Genomic DNA, 15,299 nt, shown 5'->3' on the forward strand with positions numbered 1-15,299 from the left:
GCCGCGGTGCGGCTACGCTTCGCTCGATCGTCACTTGCAAACAATTCTCGATACGGTGTGCTAAAGCTCGCGCTTACGACAAACTAACGCATCGCGTCCATGGCCTCATGGCCGGCCTCGACGGCACCCAACGCGTTCCTAGCGGGACCACGCGATCCCTATTCAAAGAGTAAAAACGATGCCTGCAGAATTTTCCCGTGCACAGTTCGTGTTGTCCGTCGACGGAACAGCGCTGGAGGTTTCAGCTATCCGTCGCGACGGCGACAAGGCGCCGATCCTTTTCCTGCATGGGTTTGGGTCGACCAAGGAAGACTACGCGGACATCGTCCGCCATGCCGAATTCGCCGGTCATCCGTTCATAGCGTACGACGCGCCGGGTTGCGGCGAGACGCATTGCGCTGACCTCCTGAAGATCAGCATCCCGTTCCTGGTGGATACGGCGCTCGCCGTGCTCGAGCGCGCCGGATTCGAACGATTTCATCTGGTCGGCCATTCGATGGGCGGTCTGACTGCGCTGATGCTTGCGCACCGGCATCCGAAGCGCGTGATCAGCTTTGTCGATATCGAGGGCAACATCGCACCGGAAGACTGCTTTCTCAGCCGGCAGATCATCGAGCACCCGCGCGACGGCGCGCGAAAGTTTTTCGATGATTTCATTGAACGCACGTTGCTCGCGCCGGCGTATGCCAGTGCGCTCTATTCGGCGAGCCTACGCCACAAGGTACGCGCCGAAGCGGTTGGTGGGATCTTCCGATCAATGGTCGACCTGTCGGACAACGGCGACCTGATGACGAAGTTCCTCGGCCTACCGTTTCCGCGCATGTTCATGTACGGCGAGCAAAATGCGTCGCTTTCCTATCTTGACTACATCCGCGAGCAGGGCGTCGAATTGGCCGAGATTCCTGACTGTGGGCATTTCCCGATGTATTCGAATCCCGTGCTGATGTGGAGGGCTATTGCCTCGCTTCATCAGCGAGCGGCCTGACGCCTCGCTACACGCAGATTTGACCCCGTGCAACTGACGAGATGTGAAGCATGTTCGCGGAACATGAAACGACCAAGGCTCCAGCGCCTGCACCGGACTGTTGCAACGATGCGCTTTCCTCATCCAATCCCATAAAAGCGCATCGAGTTGGCAGGGACGAATGACTCGCCAGCTGTTGCCGATCGACTGACCGCTTGCTGAAGTGGAGCAGCCGTCTCAATTCCTCGGTACTGCGTTGCTCGAAGGTCCCTTTATGGCCGATAAGCCCCCTTCGAACCAACTTCCGACTCTGATCGACCCGCTTGCTCACTGCACGCGTTTTTGCCCAAACCTCCGCCGTGCGGTCGGGGTTGTAACGATAGACGTCTAGTGCCGAGAGACCCGCCCACCCGCTCCCTGCCGCTTGAAAACGCGCGCCGATCGACAACCGGAAAATAGCATCGAACGCATCAATCGTTATCCGCTCGCCATCATCCCCGGCGCACGGCTTCGCGAAGCCCCACCGCCGCCCTCGTCCGACCAGACCAAGATCACAACCCGCCCCACAATTAGCCGCCCCCCCTCGGCGTAATGCACAATATCGGCATCTAAGAACGCGGAGAATGGCCCGTGGGCGTCAACTTCGACCTCAACGACTTGCAGGCATTCAGAGCCGTGGTGGAACTGGGCAGCTTCCGAAAGGCAGCCGAGGCGGTGAACATATCCCAGCCGGCTTTGAGCCGCCGGATCGACAAGCTGGAGGAAGCGCTCGGCGTGCGTCTCTTCGAACGCACCACGCGCAGCGTGACGCTCACGACTGTGGGCCGCGCCTTCGCGCCGAGCGCGGAGCAGCTGCTGGACGATCTCGATGTCGCCCTGCTCGGCATCCGCGATGTCTCATCGAGCCGATTGGGTCACGTAACCATTGCCTGTGTGCCATCCGTGGCCTACTACTTTCTGCCAAGCGCGGTTGCGAGCTTCCATCGCCGTTTTCCGCGCATCAGGGTGAAACTGCTCGATGCGAGCGCGAACGAAGTGCTCTCCGCCGTCATCAGCGGCGAGGCCGATTTCGGCGTCAGCTTCATGGGAAGCCAGGAGTCCGAGGTCGACTTCAAAGTGCTGCTGCAGGAGCAGTTCGTTGCGGCTTGCCGTCGCGACCACCCGCTCGCGCGCAAGAAACGCGTGACCTGGAACGAGCTCTACGAACACGAATACGTTTCCGTGGACAAGACGTCCGGCAATCGCCTGTTGCTCGATCAGGCTCTTTCGGCCGTATCGCCGCGCGCGCCCAGCGTGTGCGAAACACGTCACGTCACGACCATGCTCGGTCTCGTCGAAGCGGGCCTCGGCGTCGCCGCCGTACCGTCGATGGCCATGCCCGGACGCAATCATCACATCCTCACGAGTGTGCCGCTGGTCGACCCCGTCGTGAAGCGACGAGTGGGAATCGTGAGACGCCGCGGGCGTACGCTGACGCCGGCCGCGCAGGAGTTTCATCAAACGATTCTGGATATGAGAGGCGATGTCAGGAGCAGCGACACATTAACCGACGACGTCGCTCCAAAAGCGCGCCCGAGCAGGAAGCCCGCGTCGTGAGGGTGGCGAGAACGCTCCGTTTGCTCTATGTGCAGGTCGTGCTTGGCATGTTGCTCGGCATGGCGCTCGGGCACTTCTGGCCGCAAGCCGGCTCGCTCCTCAAGCCTGTCAGCGACGGTTTCGTCGGCCTCGTCAGGATGATGATCACGCCGATCGTCTTCTGCACGATCGTCTCCGGGATCACGTCTGTCGCGAGCGGAAAAGCCATCGGGCGCGCAATCTTCCGGGCGTTGGGACTCTTCTATTTTCTGACTGCCGTGGCGCTCGCGCTGGGACTCGTCACGGCCTTTCTGATGCGGCCCGGCGCGGGCATGCATATCGACGCCCGAAGTCTCGATACGACGATCATCGCGCAGTATGTGAAGCAGGCGCATCCGGATGGTCTCGTCGCCTTTGCACTGAACGTCATCCCCGAAACGATGCTCGGCGCCTTCGAGAAGGGCGAGGTGCTGCCGGTGCTGCTGCTCTCGCTGCTATTCGGCTTCGCACTGAATCTGCATCCCGGCGCAGGCAGGCCCGTGCTCGCGCTCATCGATGGCATCGCCCAGGCGCTGTTTCGCATCCTCGCGATGATCATGCGGCTCGCGCCGCTCGGCGCATTCGGCGCGATGGCTTTCACGGTGGGCCGCTTCGGGATTCACTCGGTCGGCTCCCTCGGCATGTTGATGGTGTCGTTCTACGTGGCATGCGTGCTGTTCGTCGCGCTCGTCCTCGCTGCGCTTGCGCGCTTGCACGGCTTCGCGCTTTGGCGGCTCTTGCGTTATCTGCGCGAGGAATTGCTCATCGTACTGGCGACTTCGTCGACGGAACCGGTGTTGCCGCGCCTCATCACCAAGCTGGAGATGCTCGGCTGCGACAAGGGCGTCGTCGGACTCGTGCTGCCCGCGGGCTATTCGTTCAATCTCGACGGCACCGCGATCTATCTGACGCTTGCTTCCATGTTCATCGCGCAGGCGTGCGACGTGTCGCTCTCCGCGCCGCGGATCGCGATGATGCTCGCGGTCATGCTGCTCACGTCCAAAGGCGCGGCGGGCGTGTCCGGGAGCGGCCTGGTGGCGCTCGTCGCGACGCTGACGGTGATTCCGGATCTTCCCGTCGCCGGCGTGGCGCTATTGGTGGGCATCGACCGCTTCATGTCCGAAGCGCGCGCGCTCACGAGCGTCATCAGCAACGCGTGCGCGGTGATCTTCGTTTCGATGTGGGAAGGCGCCTGCGATCGCGCGCGCCTCGCCCGGATGCTGCGCGCGCCGGCGCCGGGCGACGCCGACGGCGCAGAGGACCACGCGAGCAGCACCTCGAGAAGTTGACGGCGAAGGCTGTATCAATGCGCGGCGACGCTATCGAGTCCCGTCGATTTCACATCTGCCTGAACGCCGGGCGATGCCAGATAGTCGAGGAGCGCCTTCGCTTCCTTCGGATGCTGTGCGCTCACGGGAATGCCAGCGGCAAAACGCGTGACGGACTGCAAAGACTCGGGAATCTTTCCGACGAAGGTCGCGCCCGTGACCGGCAGCAACTCGCTCACCTGCTGAAAGCCGATCTCGTAATCGCCGTTCGCGACGACCGAGGCCACCGGTATGCGCGGGATCATCTTCGCCTTGGGCTTGACCTGATCCTCGATGCCGAGCTTGGTGAACAGCTCCCGCTCGATATAGACACCGCTCGCGCTGTCCGAGTAGGCGATCGACTTGGCATGCAGCAGCGTCTGCCGGAGGCCTTCCGCCGAGCTGATGTCGGGCTTGGCCGCACCGTCGCGCACGACCATGCCGATGCGCGAGTCCGCCAGTTCCACGCGCGATCCGGGCACGACCTTGCCCTGCTTGATCAGCTCGTCGAGCGCGTAACCGACCATGATGACGGCGTCGGCCGGCTCGCCCCGTTCGAGACGGTTGGGAATGGCTTCGGGCGATTTGCCCATCGACGGACCCAGCGCCGTGTCGAGCGTGTTGCCCGTCTCGGACGCGAACCTCGGACCGAGCACCTTGTACGCCGCGGTAAAGCCACCCGAGCTCATGACGTGCAGGTCGGCGGCCTGCACGCTGAACGCAACGGCCGAGGTGGCGATGAGCGCAGCCGCGCATAGTTTCGGAAGCAGATTTTTCATGATCGGAGTCGTGTAGGGTTCGATAGACGCTTGGCGCAACGAGCGACGCGTCAGTGCGCCGGAGTCAGCGTCGCCGCACGCCGGCGATAGAGCGCGAACGTCGCCAGAAGCGCGCAGCCCGCGGCGAAGCTCATCCAGTATCCGGGCGCGGCCTTGTCGCCGGTCATGTGAATGAGCGCCGTCGAGATGGCCGGCGTGAAGCCGCCGAACACCGCCGTCGCAAGGCTGTAAGCAAGCGAAAAGCCCGCCACGCGCACCTGAACCGGCATCACCTCGGTCAGCGCGACGACCATCGCGCCGTTATACATGCCGTACATGAACGAGAGCCAAAGCAGCACGAGCAGCATGTTGATAAAGCTCGGCGCGTGGGCGAGTATCGACAGCGCGGGGTATGCGGTTGCGATAGCGAGCACCGTCATGCCGACGAGCAGCGGCCTGCGGCCGATCTTGTCCGAGAGCGCCCCGCCGATCGGCAGCCACACGAAGTTCGACACGGCCACGCACAAAGTCACGAGCAGACTATCCGCGGTGCTCAGATGCAGGACCGTCTTGCCGAAAGTCGGCGCATAGACCGTGATGAGATAGAAGCTCGAGGTGGTCATCGCCACCAGCATCATGCCGGCGATCACGACGGCCCAGTTCTGGGCCAGCGTGCGGAACACTTCCTTCATGCTCGGGCGATGCTGACGTGCCTTGAATTCCTGCGTTTCTTCCAGATTGCGACGCAGCATGAAGATGAACGGCACGATCATGCAGCCGACGAAGAACGGCACACGCCATCCCCAACTCGCGATGGCCGTGGTGTCGAGGAATTGGTTGAGCGCGAAGCCGAGCGCCGCGGCCACGACGATCGCGACCTGCTGGCTCGCGGACTGCCAGCTCGTGAAGAAGCCCTTGCGGCCGGGCGTGGCCATCTCGGCGAGATAGACCGATACGCCACCCAGTTCGGCGCCCGCGGAGAACCCCTGCAGCAGACGTCCGACGAGCACGAGCGCGGGGGCCAGAAGACCGATCGTCGCGTATCCCGGCACGAATGCGATCAGGATGGTGCCGCTCGCCATGATGGAAAGCGTGACGATCAGGCCCTTGCGGCGGCCGACATCGTCGATGTACGCGCCGAGCACGATCGCGCCCAGCGGACGCATCAGGAATCCGGCGCCGAAGACCGCGAACGTCATCATCAGCGAAGCGAATTCACTCGATGCCGGAAAGAACACGCCGGCGATTTGCGTCGCGTAGAAGCCGAACAGAAAGAAGTCGAACTGCTCCAGGAAATTGCCGGCCGTTACGCGGAAAACCGCCGCAGCCTTGGAATGTCCCGGCGAAAGGGTGGAAGGTGAGGGATGCATCGATGTGTCTCCTGAAGTCCCGAAATTTGCGGAGTGTCCGCTCTTGTCTTTCGGGAATGATGGCGCGTCGCCATCAAAACGATAAGTGCAATGTTCTGAACGATTGATGTCCTATGGTTATCAATCGCCGGAAACGGTCGGCTCGGCCGACCTCCCGGATGTCGGCGCTCAGGCCACGAAACGGCACTGTGAAGCGGGCGTGCGCGTGTCCATGTTTCGACCGCGGTTCAGGTGATCGTCGATTTCCGCGGCGCAACCGAGCATGCGCGGATACAGAAAGATCGTGAACGCAGCGGTTTCGAGATCCGCCTCGCTGAATGCGCCGCGTTTGAGCGGTTGCCACAGCATTTTCAGCAGCAGCGCGGCGATCACGGCATCGACATTGACGCAGTAGACGTTGCGCGAGACGCCCGCGTCGAACAAGGCCTGCACCAGCGCGCGGTAATACGCATGAAACGCGTTGTACTCGCCTCGCGCCTCGTACAGATCGGCGATGAACACCTCGCGCGGATCGTGATTCACCGGCTTGTCCTTGAAAACCGGGTGATTGACGCCCGGCAGCTTGGCGATGTCGAGGCTGCCGGCCTGCTTCTGGCTCGCCTTGTAGCGCGCGTAATGCTCGACGGAACGGCGCGCGAGCGCGTCGAGATCGACGCCGTGATGCGGGTCCGCAGGATCGTCGAGGGCGCTGTCGCGAAACGCATCGTTGAGAAAGGCGATGCCTTCGTAGCCATTGCCGCCGTGCGTATAGCCGGTGTGCGTCAGAAAACCCGTCAACGCCTTGTTCAGTTGCACGCGTTCGGGTGATTCGGGGCCATCGGCGGATACCGCACCCTTCGCGCCTTGCGCCGAGATCGCACCCGGTCCGTTCGTGAGCAGCAATCCGGTCAGCGTCCTGAAAGCGAACAGGTCGTCGGCGGAGGGTTCGAGGCCGAGCAGCGCCGCGAACGCAATCTCCGTCAGCGAGCGCTCGCCGAGCAACGCCTCGGTGGAAACATCGCAGAAGCTGTCGGGACGATGGCGCGACGCGTCCGCCGAAGCGCCGATCAGCGTGCCGAACAGCTTCGTCCACCACGGCAGACTCTCCGCCGTCAGACGCGAGATGCGCTTGCGCATGAGCGGGCCCCAGGCGAGTGTCGTCGTGATCGCCGCGAGCACGGCGTCCGCGCGCGGATGGCCCGGGCCGCTGGCAATCCATCGCACGAATACGGAATTCACGCCACGGGCGGCGAGACCGGCGAGCATGGCTTCGGCCTTCGGATCCGGTTCCTCGCAGAACAGTGCCGCGCTGCCCTCGGTGTCGATCGCGTCGATGTCGAAATCGCGATCGAATGCGTCGACGAGTCTTGCTGCGGCGAACCGGTCGATTATCAGCTTGGCCGCCTCGCGCGCCGCGCGCTGGCGATTCGGCCCGACGATGGCGGCAGCAGCCGCGAGCACGGCATTGGGCGCATTGCCGGCCTCGCGCGCCGCCTGCGCCGCCGCCAGTTCGGGCGTGCCGTACAGGTTGACCGCCGCGCCGACCGCGACGTCGATCAGTTTCTCATCGTTCGCGCCGCCGAACTCGTGCAGCAGCGCGAGGCACACGTTCGCTTCGAAGGAATGCGTCGACGCGTCGAGCATCGATACGCCGTGCAGGCTGCTCACCTGAGTCTTCGCATCCATCTGCGAGGCGCCCGATGCGTCCTTCAACGGCTGCCGCGGCGGAATCGCGCCGATCTGGTCGTTCACCCGCGCGACTTGTTCGTCATAGGGCGCGACGGCTTTCACGACCGCAAGCGCGAGATCGTCGGGCAAATCGAGCCCCTGATCGGAGCCGAACCACGGCTTGAGCGCGAGGCTGCCTTCGGGCTCGAAGTCGGGCATCGTCGCGTTCGCCCGCATCACCGCCGTGAGCGCGGCGGGAATATGCGCGATGTTCGTCACCACCGCACCCTTCGCCGAGCAGCATGGATCGCCGGGCGTGAAAAGCCTTTCGACGCCGAATTTCTCCTTGAACCAGCGTTCCTTCGCGAGCGCATCGTCGGCGCCGCCCGCCATCGCGCCAGCATGTCCCACCGCGCGCGTCAGACGGCTTTTCCAGCGGCCCACCACGCACGCGACCACGGGCTTCGTGAAGTCCGCGTCGGCTTCGTAATAGCCGCCGGGCTCGCAGTACAGCACGGCAGCCTTGCTGCGCGCATCGTTTGCGAGCGCGAAGGCGAATTCCGGCGCGGCATAGTGGATGTAGACATCCTTCCCGCTGGAAATGACCGTCGAGGTGCCCCAGCCGCTCATGCGCAGGTATTGCGCAATCGTTGTGCTGAAGCCGCCGGAATTCGAGAAGACCGCGATCGATCCCTGGCGCAAGGTCGCGCCCGGATCGTCGCCGCCGAGCGCGCCGCCGATGCGTACGCGTTGCCACGAGTCCGCGACGCCCAGCCCGTTCGCGCCGAAGATGTCGATGCCCGCCTGCTGACCCATCGCGCGAATCTCACGCGCATCGTGCACGGCGATCTTCTCCGTGATGATGAATATCTTGCGCAGATCCGGATTCACGCGGATCAGTTCGGCCACGCCGTCGCGCGCGGCCGAAGGCGGCAGATAGACGACGCCGCAGTTGAACCGATGTCCGGCTTCCAGCCCTTCTCGCACGTTGTTGAAGACCGGAATGTCGCCCGCGGGCGTCGCAAGCATCTGTCCGCCTTTGCCGGGCGCCGTGCCGAAGACGACATTCGCGCCCGAGAAAGCGTGGCTCACCGGCGTCACGTCCGATGATTCGCCGCCCAGGATGTTGAGCACGCAGACGCGGTCTTCGCGCGTCGCGATATCCGCCAGCGACTGTATGCCGACGAAGTATTTGAAACGACTATTGCCTTGCTTGTGCATGTCCGATCTCCTCAAGCCGATGCCGTATGCGATTGCGCGTCGCGCGCGCCGATGCGCGCCGCAACTTGCGCGCGTCCGCCCGATTGCATCCATGTATCGGCACGGCGCGCGTACTGGATCACCTCGCTGATGTCGGAGTCGAAACCGAAAAGGCGATACGGCAGGCCGAGCGAATCGCAGGTGTCGCGCAGCGCGGACATGCCGCGCACGAGGTTCGGGCCGCCGCGTCCGAGCACGACATAGAGCGGCGTCGGTCCGTGCTCGCTGAAGTGCTCGCGCAGCGCATCGGCCATCGCGCGCAGGGTTTCGAAGATGTCGGTGTTGTTGGACTTGCCGCCGATGATGAACAGCACATTCGACTGCTTCAGCCAGTGCCGGAAGCAGATGCGCGCCACTTCCTTCATCTTTTCGTAGGGCGGATTGCCGCCGAAGTCCGACGAGATGATGGCCGCATCGCCGAGCATTTCCGTGACGAGCGAGTTCGCGCCGCCGCCGAAGGTGGGCGCGAGGATCGTGCCCTTGTCGTTGATCACGTAGACATCGCTTTGACCCTGGTGGGTGCGCAACTGGTTGATCTCCTGTTCGAAATCCGAGTAGTCGGCGGCGAACAGATGCGGGGGCAGGCCGAGCCGCGAGAAGCGCGGATCGTCGCGATCGAATCCGCACTTGAAGTCGCACGCGACGGGCGTGAGACGTCCCTTCTTGTCCTCGCGCATGCGGATCGGGTTGAGTTCGAGCGTCGTCATCCCGAAGTCGTGGAACAACTCCCAGAGCTTCGGCAACTGCTGCACGAGCGGCGAGATGATTTCGCGCGGCGCGCCGATCTCGCTCAGCGCATTCGCCACGACGAACGCCTTCAATCCGGTCAAGGCATCGAACGGCACCATCGCGACGTGCTTCGGATCGACTTCCTCGATGTCCATGCCGCCCATGTGCGAAAGCGTCATCGTCGGCGCGCGGAAACGCGTGGAATCGGTGATCGAAAAGTAGACCTCATGCTTGGCCGGCACGCCCGCTTCGAACGTCACGCCGTTCGCCTTGGCTTTCACATGGCCTACGGCGTGTTCGGCGAAGTACAGTCGTTCCTTTTCGGCGAGCGCCGTCTTGAGATCCGTGGCGCGGCCGAGCAAGCCCGCTTTGCCCTTCTTGCCCACACCGCCCTTGAACACCGGCTTGATGAATATCTGCCCGTGACGGTCGATGAGCGACTTGATCTCTTCTTCGCTGGCGCCCGGGCCCAGCACTTCGCTGGACGGAAAGCCGACGAATTGCAGCAGGCGCGAGCCGTGCAACATTCCGGTGATCTGCATGTGACGTGTCTCCTGATTTGAGCAATGACGAATGAAGCGGATACTGGAAGTGCATCGACTCGCTGCGGCAGGCGCGAGATGCACCGCTGCCGTAGACGCGCTCGAAAGCGGCGGCAGGATTCAAGTAGCGAGGTGGGTTACGCGAGATGGGCGTCGATGACTCTTGACGGCAGCCCTGAACGGGCGTGCACCGGGATGCAGCGAAACGCTGTGCTGCGCTTCGTGCCTGTCTCCGACGCGTTCTCTTTTATGAACGTCTTGAGACCAGATACTTGCGCAAGAAGGCTGAAACAAGAAGTGCAATTTTTCGAAGCATTGATGTTCAAACGTTATCAATGCCGAAAAAGGCGGCGACTGGACGACGCGTTGCACGCCGGTAACGCCGCCTGATTTTGGCGCTCGGAGAAGAACGCCGCTCGTGACTGACGGCCGCGATGAAACGATCCGTCAGAACGTCCCGGGAAACGAGCCCCCATCCATCAGGATGTTTTGACCGGTCAGGTAGCCCGCGTGTCCGCTGCACAGGAAAGCGCACATCGCGCCGAACTCCTGCGCCGTGCCGAATCTCCCTACCGGTATTGCCTGACGTTTCGCTTCGAGCACAGCGTCATACGCCTTGCCCTGCGCGGTAGCGGCCGCTTGGGTGGACTGCTTCAGGCGGTCGGTATCGAACAAGCCCGGCAGCAGATTGTTGATGGTCACGTTATGCTCCGCGATCCGTTTCTGCCGGGCCAGACCCGCGACGAAGCCGGTCAGGCCGGAACGCGCGCCGTTGGACAGCCCGAGCACATCGATGGGCGCCTTCACCGCACCCGACGTGATGTTGACGATCCGGCCGAAGCCTCGCTCGGCCATTGCATCGACGGTGGCGCGCATCAGTTCGATGGCCGTCAGCATGTTCGCATCGAGCGCCGCGATCCAGTCGTCTCGGGTCCAGTCGCGAAAATCGCCCGGCGGCGGGCCGCCCGCATTGTTGATCAGGATGTCGATGCGAGGCGCCGCGCTCAGTGCCCGCTCCCGACCGGCGCTCGTCGTGATATCGCCTGCCACCGCGATCACCTGAACGCGGGGATTCAGTTGCCGAAGCCCGGCTGCCGTCGATTCGAGCGCGTCCTCGCCGCGCGCCGTCACCACGACGTTGACGCCTTCAGCGACCAGCGCTTCGGCGCAGCCCTTCCCCAGCCCCTTGCTCGCGGCGCAAACGAGCGCCCATTTACCCTCGATTTGCAGATCCATTGCGCGTCCAACCTCCAATCAAATGACAGATTCTTCTCGTTGAGTCATGGCCCCGGCCGTGCGCGCGCGGAAAGCCTGTGCAACACGCGGCTCGTGAAAATTGTGCGGCCCGATCTCGCCGATCGACCGGACGCCGGTCAGCGCCATCGTCACGTCGAGTTCGTTCCGCACAATCTCGAGCATGCGCGCGACGCCGGGTTCGCCCATCGCGCCGAGGGCATACATGAAGGCTCGGCCGACCATCGTGCCCTTCGCGCCCAGCGCGAGCGCCTTCATCACATCCTGGCCGGTGCGGATGCCGCCATCGACCCACACTTCAGTGGCGTCGCCCACGGCATCCACCACGGCGGGCAAGGCCTCGACCGTCGACGGCGCGCCGTCGAGCTGCCGTCCGCCATGATTGCTGACGACGATGGCATCGGCGCCCAGCGAAGCCGCCATGCGCGCATCCTCGGCGCACATGATGCCCTTGAGCACCAGCTTGCCGGGCCAGAGACTGCGGATATGCGCGATGTCGTTCCAGTCGAGGCTCGGATCGAATTGCGATGCGACCCACTTGCTGATCGCGATCACATCGTCACCGCCCTTGATGAAGCCGGCGAGATTGCCGAAGTTGCGTCTGCCCGAAGCGGCGCGCATCACCCAGCCCGGCTTGCGCAGAAAATCAAGCAGGTTCGCCGCCGTCAGGCGAGGCGGCACGGTCATGCCGTTCTTGAGATCCTTGTGACGCTGCCCGTTGATCTGCAGATCGAGCGTGACCACCAGCGCCGAACAACCGGCGGCCTTCGCGCGCTCGATCAGCGACTGGTTGAAGCCACGGTCGCGCATGACGTAGAGCTGAAACCAGAACGGCGCCTTCGTATGAGCCGCAACGTCCTCGATCGAACAGATGCTCACGGTCGAGAGCGTGAACGGCACGCCGAAGCGCTCGGCCGCGCGCGCACCCAGGATCTCGCCGTTGGCCCATTGCATGCCCGTCAGTCCGGTCGGTGCGATGGCCACGGGCATTGCGACCCGCTGTCCGAGCATCGTGCTTGCGGTGCTGCGCCCTTCCACGTTCACGCCCACGCGTTGCTTGAGCGTCAGCCGGGCGAACGCGCGACCGTTCTCGCGATAAGTCGATTCGGTGTACGAGCCACTATCGACGTAATCGTAGAACGCCTTGGGCACCCGCTTTTTCGCCATGAGGCGAAGGTCTTCGACACACGTTACTGTTTGCATTGAAGCTCGAACTCCGACAGAAGATCTTTTCAAACGACACGCAACGCCGGCATGGCGAGCGAATCAGGAAAGCGCGCCGACGGCCGTTTCCCCGACGTCTTCCGATACCGCGACTGGCCGGTGCACGAGCAGCAGATACGCCACCGCCGAGAGCAGCGCGATGACCGCGCTCACGATCAGCGAGGCGACGAACGAATGCGTCCGGTCCACGACGATGCCGGTGACGATCGGCGCGGCCGAGCCGGCCAGGAAGCCGCCGAAGTTCTGGATGCCGCCGAGCGAGGCCACCGCCTGACGCGGCGCGGCGATCGAGATCAGCGACCACGCGCCGCCCGATGCCAGATTGATGAAGAACATGGCGCCCGAGATGTAGATCACGGCGAGCGTGGTGGACGGTGTCAGCGCCGCCGGAACGGTGAACGCCGCCGCGCCCACGAGACCGATGCAGATCGGCCACTTGCGGCTCGTGATCGCCTGCAGGCCTCTGCGGTACAGGCGGTCTGCCGTGAAGCCGCTGCTCAGCATGCCGAGCGTGCCGAAGACATAGGGAATCGAGACGACCCAGCCCGCCTTCGCGATGCTCAGGCCGCGTTCGTGTTCGAGATACGCCGGCAGCCATGTGAGGTAGAGCCACACGGTATAGATGACGCCCATGAAGCCGAAGAAGATGCCCCACGTCGTCTTCTGCCGGAACAGGCTGCGCCATTGCGCGCCGCTGAGCGGCTTGCTGTTTTCGTCTTCCTGCGAGTCCTGGTTCAGATAGGCCGTCTCCTCCGCCGCGAGCTTCACTTCGTCGCGATTGCGATAGGCGACATACCAGCCGATCGCCACGATGACGCCGAACACGCCCGTCGCGAAGAACATGTTGCGCCAGCCGAGCGCGAGCATCATGGCGGTGAGGATCGGCGGCGCGATCGCCGGGCCCACGGTCGTCGACGCGACGAAGATGCCGGTCGGCGTGCCGCGGTCGCGCACCGCGAACCACTCGCCGATGACCTTCGCGCCGGCCGGAAACTGCGGCGCCTCGCCGATGCCGAGACACACGCGCGCCAGGAAGAACTGCTGGATATTGCCGACGAGCCCGCAGCAGGCCTGCGCGACCGACCACAGGATCATGCCCCAGCCCAGCATCACGCGCGCGCCGAAACGGTCGAGCATCGCGCCGACCGGTAGTTGCGCGAACGCATAGGCGAGCGAGAAGGCCGACAGCAGCAGGCCCATCTGCGACGCGCTCAGGCCCATCTCGCCGCGAATCACGCTATTCGCAATGGAGAGCGCGCTGCGATCCAGATAGTTGATGCTGCCGGCGAGGGTCAGAAAGAAGATCGAAATGCGCTGGATCCGTACGATCCGTTTGCTCTTGTTCATGCGGTGTCTCCGTCCGTGTCATGCGCGGACGCCTCGTTGGCCGGGCGTCCGTCTCTTCGTCAATACGACGCTTCCAGCAAGCCGAGATAATCCGCTTCCGATGCTTCGCGCGGATTGGTCTTGTGACTGTGATCCTTGAGCGCGCCCGACACGATGCGCGGAAACATCTCGCGCGTGACGCCCAGCGCCCGAAGGCCGGTCGGCAAGCCGAGGCGTGCCGTCATGTCGCGCAGCGCCGACGAAATCTCCGTGTCCTGACGCAACTGCATGGCGCTCGCCATGCGCTCCATCTTTTCTTCGTCGCGCATGGACGGAGCGCTTCGGTTGAACTCCACGACCGCCGGCAGAAAGATGGCGTTGAGCGTGCCGTGATGCAGTCGCGGGTCGATTCCGCCGAGCGAATGGCTCAGGCTATGGACGCAGCCCAGTCCCTTCTGGAAAGCGAGTGCGCCTTCCATCGAAGCCATCATCATGTTTTCCCGCGCGGTTTGGTCGGTCGGCTCTTTCGTGGCCCGTTCGATATGCGCCCAGGCGCGGCGCAACCCGTCCAGCGCGATGCCGTCGGCCGGCGGATTGCGCATCGGCGACATGAAGGTTTCCAGACAGTGCGCGATCGCATCCATGCCGGTGGCGGCGGTGAGTTGCGGCGGCAGGCCGACCGTCAGGCCGGGATCGCAGATCGCGACCTTCGGCACGACATGCGGCGAGATCACGCCCACCTTGCGGCCGTCGTCCAGGATCAGGATGGCGCCGCGTCCGACTTCGCTGCCGGTGCCCGCCGTGGTCGGCACCGCGATCACCGGCGCGGTTTTCGCGGTGATCCGGCTCGCGCCGCCCTCGATGACGGCGAAGCTCTGGAGCGGGCCTTCGTGCGTCGCGCAGACGGCCACGCCCTTTGCAAGATCGATCGACGAGCCGCCGCCCACTGCGATGATGCCGTCGCATTCCGCTTGCCTGTACAGGGCGACCGCTTCGCGCACCGCGGCTTCGTTGGGATTCGGCGGGGTGGCGTCGTAGATCATTTCGCCGTCGGCGCGCTCCAGCACCTTCAGCACCGTGTCGAGAATGCCCGCGGCACGAATGCCCCGGTCCGTGACGATCAGCGGCCGCCGGATCGAAAGGCGTTCGCATTCGCTCTTCAGCAGGTTCACCGCGCCGAAGTCGAACTGGATCTGCGTAACGTAGTTGATGAGAGACATGATGATGACCTTCCGTTATAGTTTCCGATACTCGACGCGCTGTCGGTTTGCGCTGCCCATCTTCCGGAAATGATCGAGGCGCGC

11 protein-coding genes are annotated in these 15,299 nt (G+C 63.8%); 3 read left to right on the forward strand and 8 right to left on the reverse strand.

The features are described 5' to 3' along the window. The first annotated feature begins 178 nt into the window (after positions 1-178). The 3 genes from NCT05_RS27785 to dctA all read left to right on the forward strand — a co-directional run bounded on the left by NCT05_RS27785 (position 179) and on the right by dctA (position 3,867). Positions 179-985 (forward strand): alpha/beta fold hydrolase, encoded by an 807-nt coding sequence (locus NCT05_RS27785; protein WP_175981557.1) that lies wholly within the window; start codon positions 179-181, stop codon positions 983-985. A gap of 609 nt (positions 986-1,594) precedes the next feature. Then, the gene (locus tag NCT05_RS27790) at positions 1,595-2,560 is read left to right on the forward strand and encodes a LysR family transcriptional regulator (protein WP_250503664.1); all 966 of its coding nucleotides are present in this window, start codon (positions 1,595-1,597) and stop codon (positions 2,558-2,560) included. Next, positions 2,557-3,867, forward strand: a complete 1,311-nt coding sequence (gene dctA, locus NCT05_RS27795; RefSeq protein ID WP_250503665.1) for a C4-dicarboxylate transporter DctA — start codon at positions 2,557-2,559, stop codon at positions 3,865-3,867. The genes NCT05_RS27790 and dctA overlap by 4 nt, the downstream gene beginning before the upstream one ends. A gap of 14 nt (positions 3,868-3,881) precedes the next feature. Here dctA and NCT05_RS27800 read toward each other — a convergent pair whose 3' ends face one another. From NCT05_RS27800 to gbd, 8 genes are all read right to left on the reverse strand, one after another. After that, complete coding sequence (locus NCT05_RS27800; protein WP_008346818.1) at positions 3,882-4,664, reverse strand: substrate-binding domain-containing protein; 783 nt, start codon at positions 4,662-4,664, stop codon at positions 3,882-3,884. Positions 4,665-4,714: 50 nt separating this feature from the next. Beyond that, positions 4,715-6,013: an MFS transporter gene (locus tag NCT05_RS27805; protein WP_008346820.1), complete on the reverse strand. Its 1,299-nt coding sequence runs from the start codon at positions 6,011-6,013 to the stop codon at positions 4,715-4,717. 168 nt (positions 6,014-6,181) lie between these two features. After that, entirely contained in the window at positions 6,182-8,881 is a 2,700-nt protein-coding gene (locus tag NCT05_RS27810; protein ID WP_250503666.1) for a CoA-binding protein, read from the reverse strand. Between the two features lie 11 nt (positions 8,882-8,892). Continuing rightward, complete coding sequence (locus tag NCT05_RS27815) at positions 8,893-10,191, reverse strand: ATP citrate lyase citrate-binding domain-containing protein (protein ID WP_175943170.1); 1,299 nt, start codon at positions 10,189-10,191, stop codon at positions 8,893-8,895. A 447-nt stretch (positions 10,192-10,638) separates the two neighbouring features. Further along, entirely contained in the window at positions 10,639-11,427 is a 789-nt protein-coding gene (locus NCT05_RS27820) for an SDR family oxidoreductase (RefSeq protein WP_250437338.1), read from the reverse strand. Between the two features lie 18 nt (positions 11,428-11,445). After that, positions 11,446-12,648 carry an alpha-hydroxy acid oxidase gene (locus NCT05_RS27825; RefSeq protein WP_250503667.1) on the reverse strand — a complete coding sequence of 401 codons (1,203 nt, stop codon included), beginning with the start codon at positions 12,646-12,648 and terminating at the stop codon, positions 11,446-11,448. Between the two features lie 63 nt (positions 12,649-12,711). Next, positions 12,712-14,016, reverse strand: a complete 1,305-nt coding sequence (locus NCT05_RS27830; RefSeq protein WP_008346830.1) for an MFS transporter — start codon at positions 14,014-14,016, stop codon at positions 12,712-12,714. A gap of 59 nt (positions 14,017-14,075) precedes the next feature. Continuing rightward, the gene (gbd, locus tag NCT05_RS27835) at positions 14,076-15,215 is read right to left on the reverse strand and encodes a 4-hydroxybutyrate dehydrogenase (RefSeq protein WP_008346832.1); all 1,140 of its coding nucleotides are present in this window, start codon (positions 15,213-15,215) and stop codon (positions 14,076-14,078) included. Positions 15,216-15,299 lie beyond the last annotated feature (84 nt).

This window comes from Caballeronia sp. AZ7_KS35 (assembly GCF_023631045.1).
GTDB classification, from domain to species: Bacteria; Pseudomonadota; Gammaproteobacteria; order Burkholderiales; family Burkholderiaceae; genus Caballeronia; species Caballeronia zhejiangensis.

Excerpts from the sequence above, each read along its gene's own strand:
- NCT05_RS27825 (WP_250503667.1), bottom strand. The coding sequence starts at position 12,648 with ATGCAAACAGTAACGTGTGTCGAAGACCTTCGCCTCATGGCGAAAAAG.
- NCT05_RS27785 (WP_175981557.1), top strand. The coding sequence starts at position 179 with ATGCCTGCAGAATTTTCCCGTGCACAGTTCGTGTTGTCCGTCGACGGA.
- NCT05_RS27800 (WP_008346818.1), bottom strand. The coding sequence starts at position 4,664 with ATGAAAAATCTGCTTCCGAAACTATGCGCGGCTGCGCTCATCGCCACC.
- NCT05_RS27815 (WP_175943170.1), bottom strand. The coding sequence starts at position 10,191 with ATGCAGATCACCGGAATGTTGCACGGCTCGCGCCTGCTGCAATTCGTC.
- NCT05_RS27805 (WP_008346820.1), bottom strand. The coding sequence starts at position 6,013 with ATGCATCCCTCACCTTCCACCCTTTCGCCGGGACATTCCAAGGCTGCG.
- NCT05_RS27810 (WP_250503666.1), bottom strand. The coding sequence starts at position 8,881 with ATGCACAAGCAAGGCAATAGTCGTTTCAAATACTTCGTCGGCATACAG.
- NCT05_RS27820 (WP_250437338.1), bottom strand. The coding sequence starts at position 11,427 with ATGGATCTGCAAATCGAGGGTAAATGGGCGCTCGTTTGCGCCGCGAGC.
- gbd (WP_008346832.1), bottom strand. The coding sequence starts at position 15,215 with ATGTCTCTCATCAACTACGTTACGCAGATCCAGTTCGACTTCGGCGCG.
- NCT05_RS27830 (WP_008346830.1), bottom strand. The coding sequence starts at position 14,016 with ATGAACAAGAGCAAACGGATCGTACGGATCCAGCGCATTTCGATCTTC.